At 40.8% G+C, this 22873-nt stretch carries 13 protein-coding genes; 2 read left to right on the top strand and 11 right to left on the bottom strand.

Annotated features, from left to right (window positions below):
- The 8 genes from NCWK1_RS08170 to NCWK1_RS08135 form a co-directional block, all read right to left on the bottom strand.
- On the bottom strand, positions 1-3627 hold a 3627-nt coding region (locus tag NCWK1_RS08170; protein WP_479691897.1), incomplete at its 3' end, for an nSTAND1 domain-containing NTPase.
- A gap of 91 nt (positions 3628-3718) precedes the next feature.
- Positions 3719-5071, bottom strand: a complete 1353-nt coding sequence (locus NCWK1_RS08165; protein ID WP_103124366.1) for an AAA family ATPase — start codon at positions 5069-5071, stop codon at positions 3719-3721.
- A 140-nt stretch (positions 5072-5211) separates the two neighbouring features.
- Positions 5212-6627 (bottom strand): glycoside hydrolase 100 family protein, encoded by a 1416-nt coding sequence (locus NCWK1_RS08160; RefSeq protein ID WP_096575659.1) that lies wholly within the window; start codon positions 6625-6627, stop codon positions 5212-5214.
- A 569-nt stretch (positions 6628-7196) separates the two neighbouring features.
- Positions 7197-8642 (bottom strand): glycoside hydrolase 100 family protein, encoded by a 1446-nt coding sequence (locus NCWK1_RS08155; RefSeq protein ID WP_096575661.1) that lies wholly within the window; start codon positions 8640-8642, stop codon positions 7197-7199.
- Between the two features lie 795 nt (positions 8643-9437).
- A complete protein-coding gene (locus tag NCWK1_RS08150) occupies positions 9438-10613 on the bottom strand; it encodes a M20 family metallopeptidase (protein ID WP_096575663.1) in 1176 nt (391 codons plus the stop codon).
- Between the two features lie 232 nt (positions 10614-10845).
- On the bottom strand, positions 10846-11433 hold the full coding sequence (locus NCWK1_RS08145; RefSeq protein WP_103124349.1) for a pentapeptide repeat-containing protein: 588 nt from the start codon (positions 11431-11433) through the stop codon (positions 10846-10848).
- Positions 11434-11798: 365 nt separating this feature from the next.
- Complete coding sequence (locus NCWK1_RS08140) at positions 11799-13538, bottom strand: serine/threonine protein kinase (RefSeq protein ID WP_187308085.1); 1740 nt, start codon at positions 13536-13538, stop codon at positions 11799-11801.
- Between the two features lie 144 nt (positions 13539-13682).
- The gene (locus NCWK1_RS08135; RefSeq protein ID WP_103124348.1) at positions 13683-15284 is read right to left on the bottom strand and encodes a peptide ligase PGM1-related protein; all 1602 of its coding nucleotides are present in this window, start codon (positions 15282-15284) and stop codon (positions 13683-13685) included.
- Positions 15285-15702: 418 nt separating this feature from the next.
- Between NCWK1_RS08135 and NCWK1_RS08130 the strand changes: the two genes are divergently transcribed.
- Both NCWK1_RS08130 and NCWK1_RS08125 read left to right on the top strand, forming a co-directional pair.
- A complete protein-coding gene (locus NCWK1_RS08130) occupies positions 15703-16641 on the top strand; it encodes a phosphoribulokinase (protein ID WP_096575669.1) in 939 nt (312 codons plus the stop codon).
- 733 nt (positions 16642-17374) lie between these two features.
- Complete coding sequence (locus NCWK1_RS08125; protein WP_103124347.1) at positions 17375-18088, top strand: tetratricopeptide repeat protein; 714 nt, start codon at positions 17375-17377, stop codon at positions 18086-18088.
- Between the two features lie 249 nt (positions 18089-18337).
- Here the strand turns inward: NCWK1_RS08125 and NCWK1_RS08120 are convergent, their stop codons facing one another.
- The 3 genes from NCWK1_RS08120 to NCWK1_RS08110 form a co-directional block, all read right to left on the bottom strand.
- Positions 18338-18748 (bottom strand): slr1601 family putative cell division protein, encoded by a 411-nt coding sequence (locus NCWK1_RS08120; RefSeq protein ID WP_096575673.1) that lies wholly within the window; start codon positions 18746-18748, stop codon positions 18338-18340.
- 296 nt (positions 18749-19044) lie between these two features.
- Entirely contained in the window at positions 19045-19488 is a 444-nt protein-coding gene (locus NCWK1_RS08115; protein WP_103124346.1) for a hypothetical protein, read from the bottom strand.
- Positions 19489-19805: 317 nt separating this feature from the next.
- Complete coding sequence (locus NCWK1_RS08110; protein ID WP_103124345.1) at positions 19806-22778, bottom strand: valine--tRNA ligase; 2973 nt, start codon at positions 22776-22778, stop codon at positions 19806-19808.
- Positions 22779-22873: the final 95 nt, after the last annotated feature.

The raw sequence follows: 22873 nt of genomic DNA, 5'->3' as shown, positions 1-22873 counted from the left end.
ATCCCAAAGTTTGATGGTCTTGTCAAGACTGCCAGAAGCCAGGGTTTTGCCGTCGGGGCTGAAGCTGACGCTATAGACACTACTGCTATGACCTTCTAAAGTTTTTCCTTCTACGGCTCGATTTGCTGGGTTTTCTTCTGCTTGTAAATACACCCCTTGGTTTAAAGTTGCCACAGTCCGCATTTGAGTATCAGATTTTGCCCAAGGTGCTTGTTTCAGTCTTCCAACAGCTTTTAAAGCTTCAATTAAAGCATCAGGGTGTTGTGCAGAAACTAACAATGCTTCGGAAGAATTATTCAAGGCGTTAATTTCACTAATCTCGGCTCGTTTTCTCTGCTTGTCTGCTCTTTGGGCGGCATCCCATGCTGTAACTGCTAACCCAGCTAAAACTATTCCGGCGGCGACGGAACCAAACAAGGCGCGTCTCAAAAAACTATTGAGTTTGGCTTCACTGACTTTTCTTTGTTGTCTTTCTTTTTCCAGTTCCGCCATCAACTCTTTTAACTTCGGTTCCTGTTGCTGGCGAATAAAGGCGGCTAAATAATCATGCACCAATTGGTAGCGGTCAGCAGGTGTTTCTGGCAATAACAAGACTAAGCCAGATTTGACAAATATCTCTAACACTAAGTCTAGTTGGTTGACCGCCAAATCCTGAGATCCCCCCGCCTGCGGCGACCCCCTTAATAAGGAGGGAATTTTTAAACCCGAACCAATTAAGCCCCCCTTTTTAAGGGGGGTTGGGGGGATCTCTTTTTTAAGGGTTGACGGAATCTCCCCACCAAAAGAAATATATTGCTGCAAATCTCGTTCTAGTTCCGCACGCGTTTTGAGGGGGCGAGTTCCCTTTTCATCGGTGAGCAAATACAGCAGCACTTCTGCCATTTGCTTGTTTTCTGCACCGCAGTCATTCACCACTTCATCTAAATAACGCTGCACTAAATCTGTTTTTGTCCCGCCTTGGCGATATTCTTTCAGAGTTCTAATATTTTCCGTTTGCAGTTGCGCCCCCACTACCTGCAACTCAATGGGACGGACTTCGCCTAGTTCCTCAGCTAAATCTTGCACTAGCTGATCAATTAAAGCAGTTTCTAACCGGAAACTCGTATTTTGAGTTAAACGCTGAATAATTGACTTCGTATTCTCTGGTGAAAAATTCCCCAACTTATACAGCACATTCTTGCTGAGGATGTCATTTGCAATAATCTTCATGCTGGATAAATCATTGCACTCCAACAAGTAATGCAGATAATCCACCCGCAACGACAAAATCACCTTCACAGATAAAACATTCAGACATTCACCTAAAAACTCAAAAAATTGCCGCCTTTCTTTCGGTTCAGTATCAAAGAAAAACTCCTCAAACTGGTCAAAAATCAACACAGTGCGGAGGTTGTTTTGTTCATTTTCTTGTAAAGATGCAATTAAACCTGACTTGACAACAGAATAACTAGGAACACCATTAATTAGATCTACCTCACGAGTATCTGAGACTGGCGCATGAGTATCCAAGACTCGTTCACGAGTATCCGAGACTGATTCACGAGTATCAAAGACTGGCTCACGAGTATCTGAGACTGGCGCGTGAGTATCCAAGACTCGTTCACGAGTATCCGAGACTGATTCACGAGTATCAAAGACTCGTTCATGAGTATCTGAGGCTGGCGCATGAGTATCAAAGACTTGCTCACGAGTATCTGAGACTGGTTCACGAGTATCAAAGACTCGCTCATGAGTATCTGAGGCTGGCGCATGAGTATCAAAGACTCGTTCACGAGTATCAAAAGGTGAAATACCCACTCCCCCGCTCCCCCGCTCCCCCGCCCCCCCACTCCCTAACTCCCCCACACCCTGACGTAACAGCCCTTCCAACTCCTCCGCCCAGTTGGAATAACCGCGCATGACTATAGGTAAATTATCTTTAATGCCTATGGGCTTATTTTTCAAAGCTGGTATTAGTCCCGCATTCATCAGAGAACTTTTACCCACACCTGATTGCCCGTGAATTACGATTAATTTATAGTCAGGGCGACCAATGCGTTGCACTAATTCTTCCACATCTAATTGCCGCCCAGATGCAGCAATTTCTAGGGCGACGCTATCTTTATTTTCAACTAGTAACGGCGTAAGACTTTGCGCTCCTACTTGTTTTGCAGCTTGCAACCTACCTGCACCAATAAACGCCCGTAAGCCAAATTGCTGCTCAATAGAACGTGTTTCTAATTTAATATCAAAGGCTTGGAGATACTGTCTTTGTTGCAGAAACAACTCCCGCAAATGATGGAGAATCTCAAGGTAAATCTCCGGTTCATTGTTAGTAACCCCAATTTTTTTTGCTGCTTCTAAGTTATTAATAGCTGTGGAATATTGCTTTAAATATTGTTGTGCTTGTGCCAGTGTAAATAACAATTCTTGACGCAAAGCCTGATAATTAATTGTGCCTAACTGCACTAATTCAGCAGTCTGATGAAAATTAAATAAAATATTTAAAGCTGTTTGTGCTAATACTTCGGCTTGCAGCCAATTTGCTTGTGCTAAGGCAACTATTGCTAAAAAATGATTATCTTGAGCAATTTTAAGTTTGTTATCTTCAGCTTGATGAAATTGCAAAGCAAGTTCAGCTAAGTCTTTTAATTGCTGCCAATCTTTTAAATAACGCAAAATTATGCCAAATTGCTCTAGAGAATTGGCAATTAAATCATTGCGTTGGGCAGATTTATATGCGTTGATACTTTGCTGAAGATAATTTTGAATTTGTTGAATAATATTCGCTTTGACCTCTCCCCCAGCCCCTCTCCGAGGCGGAGAGGGGAGTTCATCTTCTCCCATTTCTCCCCCTTCCCTTAAAGGGAAGGGGACTGGGGGGTTAGGTTTATCCAGTTCTCTAGCTTTGGCGTAATAACAAATTGTAATTTGGCTGAGTACCTTACCTTGTCTTTCTAAATTATTACTTGACAGCCAAAAACCTAAACTTTGCTGATAATAAATAATTGCTGCATCTAAATCTTGGGCAATATAAGCAACTAATCCCCGCACAAATTGACAATTAGCTGTTGATTCTGGGGTGAACAGTTCAGCAGATTTTTGTAATTCTTGCCAAGCTGATTTGATTTCTGTACAAAGTTCTAAAGTAATATTAAAAGTATTAGTAAATAATTGCTCGGCAGTTTGCTGAATAAAATTAGTTAACTCAGTTGTAGTAATATCAAAATTCTTAGTAGTACCCCAACTCTCTAAATCAGGGGCTAATTGGCTAAATTGTTGGTAAACTTCATTAGTTACCCACAACACTATAGGGAAAGGAAAACTCCGGCGAAATTCTTCTCGCACCTGATTTGCAGAAGTCAACATCTGCGGTAAATCGCGCAAGGTTTCTAAACCAGTAATCATTAAAGCTGGGATATGATCACCAAATTCTTCTTGAATGGCGGTCAGTAATGTCCTTTCTGACTGCTTTAAGTGCAGAACACGCAACTCAACTTCGCAGATTTCTTGTAATCGGGCAATCAGGCGATCGCGCCAGCTGGCATAATTACACCGTGCCAATATCAGCTTAAACTGCCCTACAGAAGCTTCAATTGCCCAGGCTAGTTGTTGCAGTCTGGTTTCATTTTCTGGTGAATCAGTCATAAATCATTCGTAATTCGTAATTAAAACAGTAGCCTAACGCACCTCTGAATGGTTATTTCACGCAGAGGCGCAGAGGCGCGGAGTTTGAGAGTTAGGAGAGCAATTCCGTAGCTTCGCCCAAAATAGGATTGACATCAAACCACGGTTTATCACCATCACGGTATTCAAAGACAAAGCGACTGCGGATCAGTTTTTGATAACCGTCATCATCACTTACTGTTTTACTCTGCTTGACATCGCGGAGTAATTGCCATTCTTTTTGTGAAATTGGCATCATCATTTCATTACGGCGTTCCCGAATGACTTTTTCTAAGGTTTCCCGGCGCAGAGGAAGCTTCATTTCTTCTTGAATTAAGCTGTTGAGTAAGCGCAGCAAATCACGCATATGACCGCCACTCATCAAACACAGGCGTTCTAAGGTGGCGACACTATCAAAAATTTCCGTAATTTTGTTGCGGCGTTCTGCTGCTGTTAACTCAGGAAACGCTCTAGCTAACACCATATCCTGCATCAGTTCCATTCCCTGTGCATGAACCAGACCATCAGGGAACTTGACAGGAACCATCGGTAAAACTTTCGGGTCTTCGGGAAACCGTTGAGTCAGCATTCCATAATCATTAGAGAATTTCAGCGACAGGGGCATGGTATAAACTACATGACAGTTGAGCTTTGTCATAAACTCACCCTGATCGACAAACAAATATTCTTGTTGTGGACGACCCCAAGCCTTGACGCGGTTATCAATGCGGTCAAGATTATCCACAATCACAACTAAACCAGCTTTACCTTGCTGTTTGAGTTTAGCGATCGCAGGTTCTAATAGTTCTTGGTTAATGGCTTCTAATAAATTTACCTTCTGCGGTGCGAGAAACTGATTGAGTTTTTCGCGTGATGTCGGGTCACTCTTAGTCTTGGTGGTAATTTTGCCAATTCCTAAAGACAAAGAAAATTTATCTTTTTCGCTGCTAAAACCCACATCACCCACCCCAGGAACCTTCAATTCTGCGCTAGTGACTTCGGCGTTTAACACTCGCAACGCACCTTGGAGTAACTCATTAAATTTTTTTGGCTCCGCCAGTGTAATTTTATCGAGACTTTGGCTTACACGTCGCGCGATCGCCAGCATCACATCCGCAATATCGACATCCGTTGTTACCAAGTCTTCACTCGACTCAAAATACACAACATGAAAGTCGGCTTTTTCCAGTTCTGCTTGCAACCTCAACAGTTCCGTCGATTTCCCACACCCAATATGTCCAGTAAATAAAGTACAAGTAGGTTCATCTGGTTGCCAAAAGCTAATTTTATCCTTCAGCTTGCAGATAATATCGCCACCCCGCACTGAAGAAAAATCAATATATAACTTATCATCTACCCCATTGTTGACAAACAAAGTCTTACTGGGATTGGTTATCTGATAAAACTTTCGTAGATCTATAGTCATAACATTGGTGATGCGATCGCCTAACTTCTCAAACATACCCTTGTCATCAAGGATAAACTTATATACCTACGTAGATCTGATTATTTCGGAGAAATTTCGGTTTTACCGTGGCGATCGTCACTTAATCTGACAAGCAAAAATTACAAATCACAAGCTTGCGAGGCATTTTCGCCATCAAATTCGGCAAAACTGCATAATTCTAAATAATGAGGATTGCGTATCAGTTCTTTCGCTAATAAATAACCAGTAATTGTCCAGGTTTGGTATCTTCTCGCCGCCCTACCAATTAACATTCCTCTCGCACCATCATAATATTCTGGCCATTGGTCTTCATAAAGACGGCTTTGGGCTAATTCAAGGGCGTTTTTTGCTATATTTATTCTGCCTGTTTTTTGCGCTGCCGCTGTTAAAAACCACAATAAAACAGGCCAATTACCAGCATTATGATAAGACCAAGGAATATTTTTTGGATCACAGCCAGTAAAAATTCTGTATTCTTCTTTTTCTAAAGCTGGGAAACAGATTTTCATCGGCATTGTTCCTACTAAATCTTCCCATTGTGCTTCAATGAGATTCATAATAGCTTGCGATTGTTGTTCACTAGCTAAAGAAGAAATAATTGCCATCAAATTTCCCAAAGAAAAGAAACGTGTATCTAATTGGGAAGGGCCAACATTACCTGCTAAATAACCGCCATATTTAGGTAGCCAAACAGCTAAATCAGCATAAGGAATTGAGTCAGGATAGATATTGAACTGATTAATAGCTGTTTCTCCATATTCTTCACCCTTGTATCGATAAATCAAATTCAACCGCTGAATATCTATCCAATAATGATGACGAATGTGATTTTGCAACAGAGGTAAACGTTTATCAATCCCAATCACAATCTCTTCATCGCCAGCGCAAATTAATAACTGACGCGCTGCACGTAAAGCTGTATAAAATAAAGCTTGAATTTCTAAAGGATAGCCATAAATACCCAAACGACGGTGAATCATACAAGCACCATCTGGAACTAACAAAGTTGGCGACATATCAAACCGAGTTGCTAAACAGAGTTCCATAATTAAAGCAATTCCTTGCTGAAACTCTGGTTGTAAAGCAAACTTTAAGTCTTTTGTAGCTTTGACATAAGCGTGTAAGATAATAATCCACCAGAGGCAAGAATCAACAGGTGTAACTCTGGCGATCGCATGTTCACCAAAATCCGCTTCTAAATATTCTTTGTTATCATTTAATACAACTTTGAAGCTGGCTGGAATTAAACCACGACTAGGTGTATAAGCATCTAATAGTTGCGCTTTCGGCTGTAATTTTAATGTTTCTGTCAAAAAATTACGGACAATATCATATCTACCTTTAATCAAAAATAATAAGGCTGAGGAAGCAAAATCACGGATAAAGCAATGGTCGTAATTCAATGCAGATTGTGATTGATCGTTAGCAGCTATAGTACCTACAGGACGACCTTGATAGTAAATAATGGCAGCTTCTAATAGCTCCCATGCCTGATTTTCAATATGATCAACTATCACTAATTCCTCTTTTGGCATTACAAAAACCTCCAGTTTCTCTGGAATTGGGTAGTAGCAAATACATTTATTCAGCTAGAAGAAAGTTTTATTTAATGTTTTTACATTTTGCACCAGCTAATTTCTTACTATTAAATTTATACCAATTCACGAAATTACTGATACAAATCTCTTACTCTGCACCTCTTCTTCCTCTGCCCCCTCTGCTTGCCGATATGTATCATTCTTGAAGTGAAATGGTATCAGGTGGGTAATAATGAAAAGTTCCTCAAAGCCTGATTTCTAAGTTGTGGACATTACCCACCCTACTGTTATTGATAATGGTGCAAAATATCAGTTTTCATACTTGCTGATGAGGAGCATATTGCTACATTTGCTGTCCAGAATCTTTCACTAAGTATTTATTAGTAAAAGCTAAAATTACTGCATTTTCCTTTTCTTATATGATATCTACTTTAAGCAATGACTGTTAAAAAATCAGAAAATAAAAAAGCCCATTATTATCTATAAAGGGCTTTTCAACTATTGTTAAGTATGAACAATTCTTTTACTTCATTAGGAGTATAATCGCCTTTACCCTATCACAACTATCAAGAGCTATAAGGGTCGACACTGCCGATTTCAAACTCACAGGCTCTGGAAACTAATTCTGGGGGTAATTTATCGAAGCTGACTAGTGGTAAATGAGAATCATCTTTGATTAATTCTTTAGCTAATAAGAAACCAGCAATTGTCCAGGTTTGATACTTCCTAGCTTGTTTGCCAATTAGTCTACCTTTTTTACCATCGTAATATTCAGGCCATTCATCTTCACCAATCCGTGCTTCTGCAATTTCAATTGCTTTTCTAGCCAAATTGACTTTACCAGTTTTAATTGCTGCTGCTGTCAACATCCACATTAAGACAGGCCAACTGCCAGCATTATGATAAGACCAAGGTATATTTTTGGGGTCACATCCAGTCACAATTCTATACTCTTCATGTTCTAAAGCCGGGAAACAGATTTTCATTGGCATATCTCCCACTAAATCGTCCCATCTGTCATCAATGAGAGTCATGATTGCTTGTGACTGTTCTTCAGTGGCTAAATCAGAAATAATCGCCATTAAATTACCCAAGGCAAAAAAGCGAGTATCCAGCTGTGATGGCCCAACATTGCCTGCTAAATAACCGCCTTTACGGGGTAGCCATTTATCTAATTCATAATAGGGAATAGAATCTACATAAATGTTAAATAGATTAACCGCTGCTTTGCCATATTCTTCACTTTTGAAGCGATAAATAGCATTTAAGCGATTAATATCTATCCAATAATGCTGTTGGATATGGGAGCATAAAAGCGGTAAACGATTATCAATGGCAGCTACAATATCTTGATTGCCTTTACAAATTAGTAATTCCCGCGCTGCTCGTAGTGCTGTGTAGAATAAAACTTGAATTTCTAGAGGATGACCATATATACCCATGCGACGGTCAATCATACAAGCACCGTCTGGAACTAACAGTGTTGGGTACATATCAAAACGATTCGCTAAACAAATTTCCATAATCAACCGAATACCATTTTGAAATTCTGGCTGATAGGCTATGGAAAAATCTTTTGTAGCTACGACATAAGCACGTAACAAAATAATCCACCAGAGACAAGAATCAACTGGTGTAACTCTGGCGATCGCATGTTCACCAAAATCTGCTTCTAAATATTCTTCGCCATTTTCTACTACAACTTTGAAGCTGGCTGGAATTAAACCTCTGCCTGGTTTATAGGCATCTAACTGCCTTTCTTTTGGTTGTAACTTTAAAGTTTCTTCCAAAAAATTGCGAACAATATCTGTTCTACCTTTAGCGAGAAAAATTAAGGCTGAGGAGACAAAATCTCGAATAAAACACTGGTCATAATTGAGTGCTTCTACAGAATTATCATAAGCAGCAACTGTGCCAATCGGTCGCCCCTGATAGTAGAGAATCGATTTTTCTAGCGCTTCCCATGCTGCTTTTTCTGTAATTTCATCTGTTAATAAATTCTCTATTTGCATTGCCTAAAAAACTCCATGCAGGGTGTATGTTCGTGGTAAATGCGCCTTATTGTCTAATTTTCTGCCATCCTCATCATAACAAAGAGAATTTATATAAAAGCAGAAATAGTATCTTCTTAAAACAAGTATTTCTGATTTTAATTAACAATTTGAAAGCAATCTCACCGTTAATTATGCTTTCGATAAATTGTATTTATAAATTTTCCACGTCAGCAATAAATTACTACTGAAAATAGTTAGAAAAAATATATTTTGAGATTAATTAATGTTCTGTTTGCTGCCTAGAACCAGTTATATCAATCAAAATATATCTTGTAACCTATTTAAGCTGAAAGTTTTTCAGTAGAATTACGTATGAGAATTTTATTTTTGTCACTACAATTTTATTTTTCCCCTATAAACTAATAATTTATAACCTTTCGTAAGAACATGCAAGATAAATTGCGATAAAAATTGATAAGTCAATATATCAAAAGAGATATAATACTAATTCTCTAAAATGAGGCAACACATTTAAACCCCAAAAACCATGCTATATCTAACTTTCTTAATTACGAATTACGAATTACGAATTGGTATAAACACCTGGCTATAGTTAGATTTATCCCCTAAATAAGGATAATAAATTGAGATAAATTGAGTATTTTTCATTAAAATTCCTATTATTAGTTAAATATACTGCGAAAATAATCCTGTTATTCCCAGATAAGAGATTTTGAGTAACTTTTGAGTTGAAATGAGAAATAGTTGCTACTCAAAATCAGTACTGAAAACTAAGTTTTTCGAGTTTTGACTTTACAGCCAATATTTATAGGCAGCATAAGCCATAGTTACAACTCCCGTTAAAATTGCTGACTCATCAACTTCAAATTCGGGATGGTGTAATGGGTGATTGATCATTCTATCTTTGTAACCCACACCCAAACGAAACATTGAACCAGGAGCATGGTCTAAATAAACTGAAAAATCTTCTGCACCGAGAGAAGGTTCGGGTAAAACTTGCACGCGATCGCTACTCCATGCTTCTTCTGCGGCTGATTGCAACAACTGTGTTAAAGAATAATCATTTTGGACGCTGGGGACACCTTGACGGTAATTAACTTGATACTTTGCGCCGTAAGCGTGACAGACATTTGCCACAATATTTTCAATCCAATGGGGGAGACAGGCGCGAGTTTCGGGATGAAGCGATCGCACGGTTCCCCACAACTGCACTTGATCAGCAATCACATTTGGCGCTCTACCGCCCTGAATTTTTCCGATACTCAACACTACTGGACGCAAAGGATTTTGAGTCCGGCTGATGGCTTGTTGCAAAGCACTAATAACTTGAGAAGCAATCCAAATCGCGTCAATTGCTTCATGGGGACGCGCACCGTGTCCAGACTCACCAATAATCGTAATTTCTAAATCATCAGCCGCCGCTGTCAACGCCCCATAACGTATCCCAATTGAACCTGCGGGGATGGAAGGAAAAACATGAACTCCTAAAATAGCAGAAACATTCTCCATTGCCTGATCTTGCACCATCCAGTGCGCTCCTTGGGCAATTTCCTCGGCTGCTTGAAATAAAAATCTTACCTTACCGCCCAATTCATCAGCAATTTGGGACAATACCATTGCCGTACCTAAGCCAACAGTAGTGTGGACATCATGACCACAAGCGTGCATTACGCCATCTGTACGCGAAGCATATTCTAAATCTGTACGTTCTTGGATGGGTAAAGCATCCATATCCGTCCGAATAGCTAATAAACGATGATCATTATTTGTACCCTGCACTTCCCCAATCACACCAGTTTTTCCTACACCTTCTTGCACATGCAGACCACTAGAAGACAAAACTCCAGCCACAAAAGCAGCGGTTTGGTACTCTTGACCACTGAGTTCTGGGTGAGAGTGAAGATGACGGCGAATTTCAACTAACCGGGGCGCTAGTTTTGTGGCAATGTCTTTAATACGGGATAGCATCAATCAATTTCAATTACGAGCTTTGTTCCCATGATAAAGAAGTGTTTATGAAGAAAATGTTCTGGATTAGTGATTGGTGTTTATCGCTATCAAACCAGACTGCGGAAATTATTTGTGTAGGAAGGGGAACAGGGAACACAAAAAACAGGTTTTCATAGAGATTTTTCATAACTCTTCCAGTGGAGAAAGTCTTACGGTGACTTATTTTTCTCGACTCCCTATTCCCTACTCCCTACTTCTGACTCTCTACTTCCTCTGATTGTGTATAACAAGTTGTACCTTGTGTATTTCCTGCTTTAAATTTGTTACATTGTTTGGGAATTACACGTTCTGATGACCACCAGTAGGGTTTATCAGAAGTTACATTCCCAACAGGTAAGGTAGTCAGTCGGAAGTTAGCTCCGCGAAAATTAGTTAAGTATAACTTAGCACCTAATAAATTTGCCGCCGTCAAATTAGCTCCGATAAAACCTGTAAAAGACAAATCAGAATTTTCTAAGGATGCTGATGTTAGATTTGTGCCTGTTAAAGATGCACCTGTGAGATTGGCAGATTTTAGCACCGCAGTTTCTAGATTTGCGCCAGTCAAATCTGCATTTGAGAGATTCGCTTGAGATAAGTTTGCTCCCTTTAAGTTCGCTCCGCGCAAGTTTGCACCAGCCAAATTAGATTGAGTTAGGTCAATACCACTTAAATCACACCGAGGACAAGCCCCAGATGTTTTTAACTGTTCTAGGTCTTGCTGATTCAGCCCGAAGGCTTTTTCGGTTAACCCTGTATAAACTAGTAGAGCAACAAGGCTGGCTATCTGGAGTTTCATAATTTTTACGGATATTTCTATGGGTGATAAGTTAAGTGTCGAGCTACTGTCATACTTAACATATACACATATACCGCTGACTCAGCAAATCCTAGCAATGAAGTGGTGATGAAGAAGCTATAAAAATAGTATAAATTCTGATTTTGGGACTACACAAAACCAAATTTAGGTTTTAAAATCGAATCGTAAGGAACTATACAGAACTCACTATAGACTATCACATATACGATCCCCCTAGCTAGATAAACAAAGTAGCTAGGGGGATCTTGTTTTAAGCATTTATACCGTCAGGACTTACGCAGGAACGTTAGTGTTTGGTGTAAGGGTGAACCCCTTGACCTCTGCACCCCTGCAAACGCAATTACTTAGCGCCATCCTAAAAAGCGCAGTCCCGGAACAATTAAGTAATGACTGACTCCCAGCCAAAAGCTCATGAAAATGGCGACTAAAGCAAACAAAGCCAAGGGTAGACCTAATTCTGACCAAAGGGCTTGGGGCGAAAAGTGAAAGACTACCGAGGGGAAGCCTAAAATGAATAAGCCGGAAAAAATCAGCGCTGTACCAACCGCAGCGACTAAGGCATAAACTATGTGATGGCTGCGAAACCCAAAGCTGAGGGATAACAAAAATATGGATACAGCAATCATGGCTATCAAACCATCACTGCTTTGTTTTGGGGAGATGAGTTGCCAAAATAACCAACCAAATCCATAGCTGATCATCCCCATGATCGAGGCGACTAAAAACCGTCGCCGTTGACTAAAACATCCAGATAATGTCAGACCCCAGGCGGTTCCCAAGCCAGCGCTGATAAAGACTAAAATGTCTGCACCAAAGTTAGTTTGAGAATGGGGAATTAATCCTGGTAGCTGACCCAAGATTAATTCCACAATGCGATCGCCTAAAATTGTCCGGTAAGCTATAAAAAAACCGATAATTGTGCCAAAGCAAGCGCCTAAACTAGATAACAACATCGCCCAAATAATTGCCAAACAAGCTTGAATAATTTTGAACAAAGCTTTGGCCATGAACAAGATTGTTTGACCAATAGCTTGCAAAAAATCAGCAAAAGCTCTCTCAATGGCTTGAATCAGCAGTGTGAAGTAATTGGTGGGATTTGCGTTTTGGCGTTGGGAGAATAATCCTGGCTTAGTAGGTTTGTTAATTTTTGCTAATCGCTTGAGAATGATGGCTGCATTTGTTGGACGCGATCGCACATCTTCCTTTACCATCTCATCAAGTAAATCGGCAAATTGTGCGTTCACATTCACCTGGTTCCGCCAGCGCAATTCCCCTGTTTGCATATCTTCCAACTCTGGCGGATATTTACCTGTGAGTAATTCAATCATTGTCCGGCCAAGAGCATAAAAATCGGCCGCAGGCCCCACATTCCCTCCAGTTACTTGTTCTGGTGGACTGTAACCAGAAGAAAATAACCGCGTTGAACTCGACTCTCGGCGCTGCATTGCGGTGTTAATTTGTTTGACACCACCAAAATCAATTAATACCAGTTGTTCCCAACCTGTTCTGGCTTGAGTTGGGGGTGCGGTTGAGGCTGGTATCCGCAACATTAAATTAGAAGGTTTAATATCGCGGTGAATAATTTGGCATTTGTGCAATTCTTGTAAAATTTTGACAGCTTGGGTGAACCAGTTGAAAATTAAATTCTCTGGACATCCTTGAGGATAGTTATTGAGTATTTCATCCAGCGTCGGCCCGTTAATTTTTTCCATCACCAAACAAGCTAATTGGCGTGGTTTCGGACTAGTCAAATTGATTTGAAAAAAACCATCAGCTTCGACTTTGGGAACACCAGGATGCTGCAAACCAATTAAAACTGAGGCTTCTTGCGTAAACAATTCCTGCGCTTTTGGTGACTCTTCCACCAAAACCTTTAGCACTTTTTCTGTTTGAGTTTTTTCATCCCAAACTGTATAAATTTGGGCAAAACCACCCGAACCCAGTGGTTCTAGTGGGACATAGCGGTCTAGTAGCTGTAGCAATGCGCCACAGCTGTTACAAAATTTGTTTCCCCAAGGTTGGGGGTAGGGACGTTGACAATCAGGATTTATGCAGTGAACCGCCCTTTGGGGGATATGGGACACAACCGCTACAATACAAACGCTGAGTTGATTTTAACCTATGTTAAGGAGGCAGGAGTTGAAAGGCAGGAGGCAGGAGGGAAATCCCATAAATAAATTTAGGGGATTTCACAAAGTCAACAATTCATACTTCACACTTCATACTTTCTAACTGTATCCATCCCAAGCAGTGGGGAATGTGTAATCAGAAAATAGAGGAAAATTTTGATTGTCGCTGCGGGTTTCTTCATCTAACACATTGACAACTTTGTTATAAATGTCTTCGGCTTGTTGGGGAGAATCACCAATGCTGGTTAATCCCAACTTGCCAAATTGAGAAAGACAGCCCATTAAATGAAAGACTGTACCTGTTTCCGTACCACTATCAAAATGCAGCCTGTGATGAGCAATAATGTCCATTAAATCGTTTGGTAATAATCCTCGATAGCGGTCTTTTTGTAGATTATCAGTGGCAACATAGTATTTAGGACGACCTTGTTGACTATAAAATAGTCCGGTGGAGAGGTCATAACGTCCATTTGTTAATAATTTTAAGGTCATGAAAGGATGGGTAGTACCACCTTTACGTAAGTTAATTTCAATCGCTTGAATATCCCAATTGTTATCACCTTGATCAACAGCGATAAAATCAACACCAAATCTTTCTAATGCGCCTTTTTCTGCTAATTGTCTGCCCACTTTTAAGCCTAATTGTTGTAGTGGTAAGCGATAGCTTTCATCGGCGGGAAAGCGACATCCCAGATAAATTTGACCGTCTGGCCCGCCAAGAATTTGGTCGTGGGTTGAGAGAATTTCGACTTCACCGGTCGGTGTGATGCGTCCTTGGACACTGGGAGATAGTTTAATTTCTCCTTCGACAAATGCTTCGACAATTGCGCCTAATTCAGTTATTCGTCCCGAAAAATTTGCCCAAGTTTCTTGTTTAGCTTGAAAGCGCAAAGTCGAAAAGCGATCGCTAATTGCTGCTATTCTTTGTTCACTAGTAGCTTGCCCTGGTGCTAAATTCATAATTGGTCTTAAATCTAGCAGGGCGTTACCTTCCCCAGAAATCCCTTCGTTGAGTTTTACCACCATCCGTTTTAATGTCGGTTGGCGTTCCCACAAATCACAGGCGACGGCTGCTAAATCTGGAGAATTCCAAACTCTTACACTACCATCTGGATGAGGCACTTTACTTTCAGCAAAAATTTGCCGACTACCACTTTTTGTTCCCCAAATTTGTAAATCTGGTGCGGCTGCATATAACGGCACATTTAATTTTAAAGATAATTCTGCTTCTAAATGTGTGGAGTTGTAGCAGATCATAAATGATTTTTCTAGCCTTAAAGCTTGCTGAATTCGATCTAGCAAGCGAGGACGGTCTAAAATTTTTTGGCTGAGTGGTTGTAGAGAAGAATCATAAGTAGAAAGCAATAACAAACGATTGCGTGCATGGGAAAATGGAATTCCTGGTAATAATTGAAGGTAGTAGTCAATAATACTAGGATGCAGTGGCATAGAGGTGATATAAATCAGCCTTGTCCGCGGATTTCGCAACCGCATTAGGGAGAATAATAATCTCTCTTCATAATGTTCACAACCTGCAATTTTGCGGAGTTCGCACTGATCAATACTGAGTGAAGGAATCACCACTATATCTGCTTCACTATTATCGAATAGCTCAATAGTTTTCCAGCGATCGCGCAAAGTTGACTGCAAGCGGCGAAATTGATCAACCTGATCTAACTCCGAAACATCTAAAGTTACCATAATTCTTACCCTATCGTGATCCCCAACACTACCGTCTTTCTTCGGTATACCGCACAGTCAGCTACATCCAACTGACCCTTAATACTTCTTGACTGCAAAGATTAATTCTCTACTTCTGTCATGGTAAAGATTGGTGCCATTTATTGCACACACCCAAAAGTAAGAACAATACAAAAATATGTATAATTAATTGGGTCAGATTACCGATTTATACTTGAGCGATCGCACCCAAAGAAGCAATATTTATATCTGTGCAATATGCCTAATAATCTTGGCAACAAATGATTACACAAATAACTTTATGTATAGAGATGTTGCAGACAAGACGGTGATCCAAGTTACTTGCTAATTCCCTTCTAAAATAAAACAACGGTGTCTGCAAAATTTATTATTAATTTGTTCGTGTCGGGGGTGGGTAATGAGCCGTCCAATAATTCTTGGGATTGTAGGTGATAGTGCTGCTGGTAAAACAACATTAACCAAAGGGATTGCTCAGGTACTTGGGCCAGAAAATGTTACTCTCATTTGTACAGATGACTACCACCGTTACGATCGCCAGCAACGATCAGAAATTGGCATTACAGCCTTACATCCTGACTGCAACCATCTAGATATTATGCAGCAGCACCTGTCCCTACTCCGCACAGGACAGCCAATTCTCAAACCTGTTTACAGCCACAAAACGGGGACTTTTGAGCCGCCAGTTTACATTAAGCCCAATAAATTTGTCATTATTGAAGGTCTACTTGGCTATTCTACCCGTGCCGCCCGTGACTGTTACGATGTCAAAGTTTATTTAGCACCCCCCGAACCATTACGCGCTAAGTGGAAAGTTAAACGAGACACCCTCAAACGCGGCTACACTCCAGAACAGGTATTGGCAGAATTAGACAAGCGTGAACCAGACTCAGAACAATTTATTCGTCCCCAACGACAGTGGTCAGATATCGTAGTCAGTTTTTATCCACCTAGTGGTGAAGTTGAGGAAGCTAATGGCCACCTCAATGTGCGTCTAGTCCTACGTCCTACTATTCCTCATCCCGATTTCACCCCAATTATCAATTTAAGCAATAGCATTTCTGGGTCAGCAATTCGCTTGGGACTAGACCGAGACATGAATAAACCCGTGGATGTCTTAGAAGTTGATGGTCACGCCACCTTAGAACAGGTGAATAAACTAGAACATATTATTTGTTCTGATATGCCCCATTTACACAGTGTCTGCGATCGCGAAAGTAACCCAGAATTAGGCAAAATTGCAGGGACAACTGGAGAAACTTTACAAAGTTACCCCTTGGCTCTTACCCAACTAATTATTACTTACCACATGCTGAAAGCGACGCAAATACATCAATAGAAAAAATCGGCGTTGCATAAATGCGGGATGAGTTGAGATGTTTAACAAAAAGAAAATATTGATTTTTTGAGCCTTTGCGCGGCAGTCGCTACAAGTCGGGAAACTCGCCGACACTTGCTACAACGGAGGGAACCTCCGCAACGCAGTGTCTCCCCAACGCGGTGCCTTGCCTTTGCGCGAAACAAAAAACATTCCACTAATCAGCAACGCCAGCTTAAGTTCTAAAAATATAAGTAGCCCACGCAGAAATCATAGTCTGATTTTTCTCTTAAGAAAATAAATTAGAACTAGATATAGAAGTTTGGGGTGTAAGGGTTTGGTGGACTTACACCCCACATCCTTGATACCCACCCGACGAGAAGTTGCTGTCGCATCTACGCACCCAATCTTAACAACTAACCTTGAGGCTTACCTTTAACCCTACACTCTATAGGGCAAGCGCAAAAAAACCATATTTGTAAGTCTACTACCTGGCTATTTCTAATCCCCGTCAAGATTGATATTTATTTTTTTCTGGAATTCTACTTGCGAGTGAAGTATCTATTAGTAAGTTAGTGCATGAATTGTAGGTGTAAGACCAAGTATTTTACTGGTTGTATTACCTACTATTGTATCTGATCTACTTATTACTGAGTAATCAAATGCACAGTAAAAATAATATTGGGGCAGAACTACCACCATAGATAAAAATCTAAATTAATTTCAAAGCGCAAGCATCTGAGGCAGGTAAAGTATGAATAGTCACTCATTTTTAACTTCTGGCGATCAGCAAAATAACTGCTATAAATATGTTATAAATAATACATTAGGTTTTTCTCAACAAGAGGCTAATAGTAGCAGTCAATCTGTTGTCCAAGAAAGTTATTTACGCTCTTGTGCTTTGAAATCAGCTAAACAAGGAGATTATCATCAAGCGATCGCTCTGCTAAATGAATTAATTCGTCGTTATCCCCACAATGCTGCTGATTACAACAATCGTGGGTTAATTTATTTTCAAAGCGGTGACAAGCAAAAGGCTTTTTGCGATTACAACACAGCTTTAGACTTAAATCCCAATTTAGCTAGTGCTTATAATAATCGAGCCAATTACTACGCGGCTTGTGGAGAATTAGCCGCCGCATTGGCTGATTATGACCAAGCAATTGATTTGAATCCTCGTTATGTGCGAGCCTGGATTAACCGAGGCATTACCTTCCGCGACTTGGGACAATATGAAGAAGCAGTTGAGAATTTTGAGATTGCACTGCTTTTTGGTCAATTAGAAGCGCATATTTGGGCAGAACGCGGCAGAACCTATCATCTGTGGGGTGACTGGAATTGTGCGATCGCCGATTATCGCCGTGCTATGGCAAAACTACCCACACTCAATAATAGCGTTGATGTTTCAGGTTATCGTTTACGCTTACAAATCGAAACTTGGTTAAATGATTTGCTATCTGAAAAATAGAAAGTAGGAATTGGGGAAATAAACCATTTTCATCTTTGATTTTGGTTTTTTCCTACATTAGCTGTCTGAAAATTAAGAATTAGTATGACGACCCTGTATTGCTAATGGCTAATAGATGATTATTAAATTAATTGTCAAAAATTAGCTATTAGCATTCTATATATTTTCGATGTGTATACATCTATATACTTAAATATTCATAGAAAGAATTGCAATCACTCCAATTCCGCAAGTCCAGCAAGATTTTGCTTAGGGTAAAGAATTTATGACATCAATTTCTTTACCATCTTGATTCATCAACACAATCGGACGCTGATTAGGTGCAAATCTGTATCCTTGCTGTTCTGTAATCGCTTTAGTTTGGCGGGGATCAAAATTGCGGACAAATTCTGCCTGTAAAGTACTAACACGTCCTTCCATAATTTTGACTTCAGTGCGAACTTCTCGCAACCTTCCTTGCTGCGACCAATGATAAGGCAAAAGCTGTGTCAGAGCCGATGCTGCTGCTCCCAAAATTGCCAAATTAACTCCGATCTTGACTGTAGTTTCGAGCGCCATTATTTGATGAGAACGCTGGCGAAGATGCCGCTTTGGTCGAGGTATAGTTCTAGGCTGTTGTATAGGTTGTAACGGCTGTCTAGATGGTTGGAAGGCGTTCATAATACTAAAAATAACCTTACTTGTAACAACGTGATCAACAGTCTACTGTGGCTAATTAAAGCTGAAGTTAGCTGTCATATTACTTCATTTTTCTGAGATTGCTACACGTATGTTTTTGGTTAAAAAACAACTTGACATACGTAAGTAATTGATAGTTAGCAGTTTGCTTACCCAGCGATCATTCTGAAAAACTGCACCTTTGTATCCCAGGATTATTAATCCTTTGTGATTTTATGTCAATTACCAACCAACATGTTAATGGCTATTACCCCATATCGGTTATTATGCTGCATTCTTTAACTATCGCCAGCCTCATCTTTGTGATTTCCGTTTCTCTCACGTTTGAGACTTTCTTCTAAGGCTTGAATTTGTTCACGGCGGGCTTCCAATTCTAGAGAACGACGAGCCAAGTCTTGATTTTGCAAAGTTAGAGATTGTCTCCACTGTTCAGCGCGTTCTGCTTCTTGTTGTAACAGTTCTGGGGTAATGCCAGTTGTGAGGTAGCATTGAACTAAGTTCATTACCCAATTACTAGCTTCTTCTAACTTGGCAATTTCACCTGTGGCAGAAAGTTCAACTAAAACCAGTAATCCTTCACTTATGCTTTTGCCTTTTCCCAACAGGATAAAAGCTTCTTCTGGAATCATTGCCCAAAGTTGATCAGTTTCTTGACGTGCTAACAAGCGCAACTGGTACTGGTCTAAAAATTCGTTTTTATGTACCTGAGCTAGATATAGCATGATCGTCTTTTTGCTCCAGCTTACAATTAAAAATTAAAAAATAAGTACAAAAGTTTATATTAAACAACAAAATTAATAGAACTTATGCAAATCTTGTCTTTTTTCATTTACTTCTGTCCAGAGTCAACAGTCAAAAGTCAAAAATAGAGGTTTTTGACTTTTGACTGTTGACTCTTGTACCAGAAGATATAGGTGTGCCAGTTGCGTAAGTCCTATTTAAAACACTAATTTTGTGTTGAAAATCATCACTGTAATGAGTAATAGCAGAGTTAATTGCAATTACCCATTGCAGTGATGCTAGACCTTACAGACACTACCTACAGCAACGTCTGAAGGCGTAAGCGCAAAATTTCTGCTTGTTTTTCAGCCTCAGCTAAGGCATCTTTGGCTCCTTGTACTACGTCAGTTGGGGCTTTATCGACAAACTTAGGATTGCTTAACCTACCTCTGAGGGACTGGGCTTCGGCTTCGACCTTGCTGATGCTTTTCTCTAATTTGGCACGTAGGGCTTCAATGTCAACTACACCAGTCAGGGGAATAACGACTTGAACTGTACCAATTACCCCAGCAATGGTTTGTTCTGAGGCTGGAACTGCTTCTAAAACTGCTGGTAACTGTTCTGGGAGTTTAGCTTCGGCAAACAATATACTGCGGGCAATAAACCAAATACTATAACCTAAACCCACAATTTCAAAGAAAGTACCAGCAAAGGGAATTTGATTAACGGTATGCGCCACCGCTAAACCGACTCGCAGAAATACAAGCCCGACTATTACTAAGCCAATGGTCTTCCAATTCCACGGCGATTTTGACGGCGCTACAGTTTGGCTTTTTTGTTCTTCCGCAAATGTCAAAGCTTCTACCTTAGCCAAATCTTTGATATAAGATTGTCCCGCCGTTAAAATTTGCTGTTCCTTGGGGCTATCAGTTTGCAAATTCACCTTAACTTTCGCCCCTGGCTTAACATCCGCCTCCGCCCGTAAATTGCGAATTGTGCGGATAGTGCCAATTAGCAGGTCAAATTGTTCTTCCAACGCGGGATCAATTAAGTTGGCATCAGCTTGGGGATAAGCTTGTAAAGCTAAAGTTTGCAGAGATTCTGCGGGTTGTTGAGTGAGGGTTTGCCAAATTTCCTCGGTGATGTGGGGCATAAAGGGATGCAGTAATTTTAAAATCCCTTCCAGTACGTAGGCGAGGACTTGCTGGGCGGCGCGGCGGGATGTGGGGTCTGCACCTGGCTGTAACCGGGATTTGACTAATTCAATATACCAGTCGCAAAAATCGCCCCAAATAAATTCGTAAATTCCCTTGGCGGCTTCCCCTAAACCGTAGTTATTGATGTAATTGGTAGTTTGATTAATAACTTGATGATAGCGAGAAAGAATCCAGCGATCGCTCAATTCACTAGCAACGGGTTTTCCTAATTGTGCCGGGGTTTGTCCATCTAAATTCATCATCACGAACCGCGCCGCATTCCACAACTTGTTGGCAAAGTTGCGTGAAGCTTGCACTGATGATGATTCATCTTTTTCGCGATCGTATTCTAAGCGGATATCTTGACCAGCACCCGCCACTTCCTTCACTAAGGTGTAGCGTAAGGCATCTGTGCCATATTTATCAATTAATAATAATGGGTCAATGCCATTACCTTTAGTCTTAGACATTTTCTGACCTTTTTCATCCAGCACTAACCCGTGGATGTAAACATCATGAAACGGCATTTTCCCGGTGAAATGACCAGCCATCATCGTCATTCTCGCTACCCAGAAAAAGATAATGTCAAAACCTGTCACTAAGGTAGTCGTCGGGTAGTACTTAGCTAAATCTGGGGTTTGTTCCGGCCAGCCCAAAGTAGAAAACGGCCATAGTCCCGAAGAAAACCAAGTATCTAATACATCTGGGTCTTGTTGTAGCTGAACATTTTCACCAAATTGGGCTTTGGCTTTTTCCCATGCCTCATCAGCAGATTTCGCCACCACAAACGGCGTAGTATCAGTAATTTGTCCGTTTGTTTCACTCACAGCGTACCAAGCGGGAATTTGATGTCCCCACCACAATTGTCGGGAGATACACCAATCTCGCAGACTCACCAACCAATCACGGTAAACCTTTGTCCAGCGTTGGGGAACAAACTCAGGAGAACTTTGTTGGTCGAGGAATTCTAAAGCGTTATTCGCCATTGGGCGAATTTTGACAAACCATTGAGTAGACAGGAGAGGTTCAATGGGAACTTTACCGCGATCGCTATAAGGAACGGTATGCTTATAATCTTCAATTTTGACTAAAACCCCATCAGCTTCCAGACGCGAAACTACATTCTTTCGCGCCACGAAGCGGTCTTGTCCTTGAAACTCCCCAGCATTGGCATTCAGAGTTCCATCTTTATTCAAAATATTAATAAACGGCAGATTGTGACGCTTACCCATTTCAAAATCATTGGGATCATGGGCTGGTGTCACCTTCACACAACCAGTACCGAAAGTTGGGTCAACCAATTCATCGCCAATAATTGGAATTTCGCGCTGCATAATTGGCAAAGTCAAAGTCTTCCCAATCAGATGCTTATATCTATCATCATTGGGATTCACCGCCACCCCAGTATCACCCAGCATCGTTTCTGGTCGAGTCGTCGCCACCTCCACATAACCAGAACCATCTGTCAGGGGATAACGGAAATGCCAAAGATTACCATTAACCTCTTGTTTTTCCACCTCAACATCCGACACCGCCGACTGAGTAGCCGGACACCAGTTCACCAAATATTCGCCACGATAAATTAACCCTTCCTTGTAAAGACTCACAAAAGCTTCCACCACAGCTTTAGATAAGCCCTCATCTAACGTGAACCGTTCCCGTGACCAGTCCACAGACACACCCAAGCGGCGTAATTGATTAACAATTGTTCCCCCAGACTCCGCCTTCCACTGCCAAGCGCGTTCGAGAAATTCTTCACGTCCCAACTCAGCACGAGTTTTACCCTCTTTTTTAAGCTGTCTTTCTAACATCGTATGGACAGCGATACTAGCGTGGTCAGTTCCAGGTAGCCACAAAGTATTGCGTCCCTGCATCCGGTGATAGCGTACAAGAACATCAATTAGCGCACTTTCAAAAGCGTGACCCATATGCAAACTGCCAGTAACATTCGGCGGCGGAATCACAACACAGTAAGGTTCGCCGTTGTGATTGGGGTCAGCTTTGTAAACTTGGTTTTCTTCCCAGAATTTTTGCCACTTAGCTTCAGTGGTAAAGGGATCGTAGAGACTGGGGAGATTCGAGATAGTTGCGGTCATGCTGGGAAAATTAACTGTGGAAGAACTTTAATAAATTTTGCCACAGGGTTGGAGAGGGTTTGATAAAAACGAACCGCAAAGGAGAGGCAGCGCGT

Source organism: Nostoc cycadae WK-1 (genome assembly GCF_002897135.1).
Taxonomy (GTDB): Bacteria; Cyanobacteriota; Cyanobacteriia; order Cyanobacteriales; family Nostocaceae; genus Nostoc_B.
The sequence above is the reverse complement of the archived record's forward strand: the minus strand, read 5'-3'. Positions and strand labels throughout refer to the sequence as shown.

Excerpts from the sequence above, each read along its gene's own strand:
- NCWK1_RS08165 (WP_103124366.1), bottom strand. The coding sequence starts at position 5,071 with ATGACTATAGATCTACGAAAGTTTTATCAGATAACCAATCCCAGTAAG.
- NCWK1_RS08160 (WP_096575659.1), bottom strand. The coding sequence starts at position 6,627 with ATGCCAAAAGAGGAATTAGTGATAGTTGATCATATTGAAAATCAGGCA.
- NCWK1_RS08155 (WP_096575661.1), bottom strand. The coding sequence starts at position 8,642 with ATGCAAATAGAGAATTTATTAACAGATGAAATTACAGAAAAAGCAGCA.
- NCWK1_RS08150 (WP_096575663.1), bottom strand. The coding sequence starts at position 10,613 with ATGCTATCCCGTATTAAAGACATTGCCACAAAACTAGCGCCCCGGTTA.
- NCWK1_RS08145 (WP_103124349.1), bottom strand. The coding sequence starts at position 11,433 with ATGAAACTCCAGATAGCCAGCCTTGTTGCTCTACTAGTTTATACAGGG.
- NCWK1_RS08135 (WP_103124348.1), bottom strand. The coding sequence starts at position 15,284 with ATGGTAACTTTAGATGTTTCGGAGTTAGATCAGGTTGATCAATTTCGC.
- NCWK1_RS08130 (WP_096575669.1), top strand. The coding sequence starts at position 15,703 with ATGAGCCGTCCAATAATTCTTGGGATTGTAGGTGATAGTGCTGCTGGT.
- NCWK1_RS08125 (WP_103124347.1), top strand. The coding sequence starts at position 17,375 with ATGAATAGTCACTCATTTTTAACTTCTGGCGATCAGCAAAATAACTGC.
- NCWK1_RS08120 (WP_096575673.1), bottom strand. The coding sequence starts at position 18,748 with ATGAACGCCTTCCAACCATCTAGACAGCCGTTACAACCTATACAACAG.
- NCWK1_RS08115 (WP_103124346.1), bottom strand. The coding sequence starts at position 19,488 with ATGCTATATCTAGCTCAGGTACATAAAAACGAATTTTTAGACCAGTAC.
- NCWK1_RS08110 (WP_103124345.1), bottom strand. The coding sequence starts at position 22,778 with ATGACCGCAACTATCTCGAATCTCCCCAGTCTCTACGATCCCTTTACC.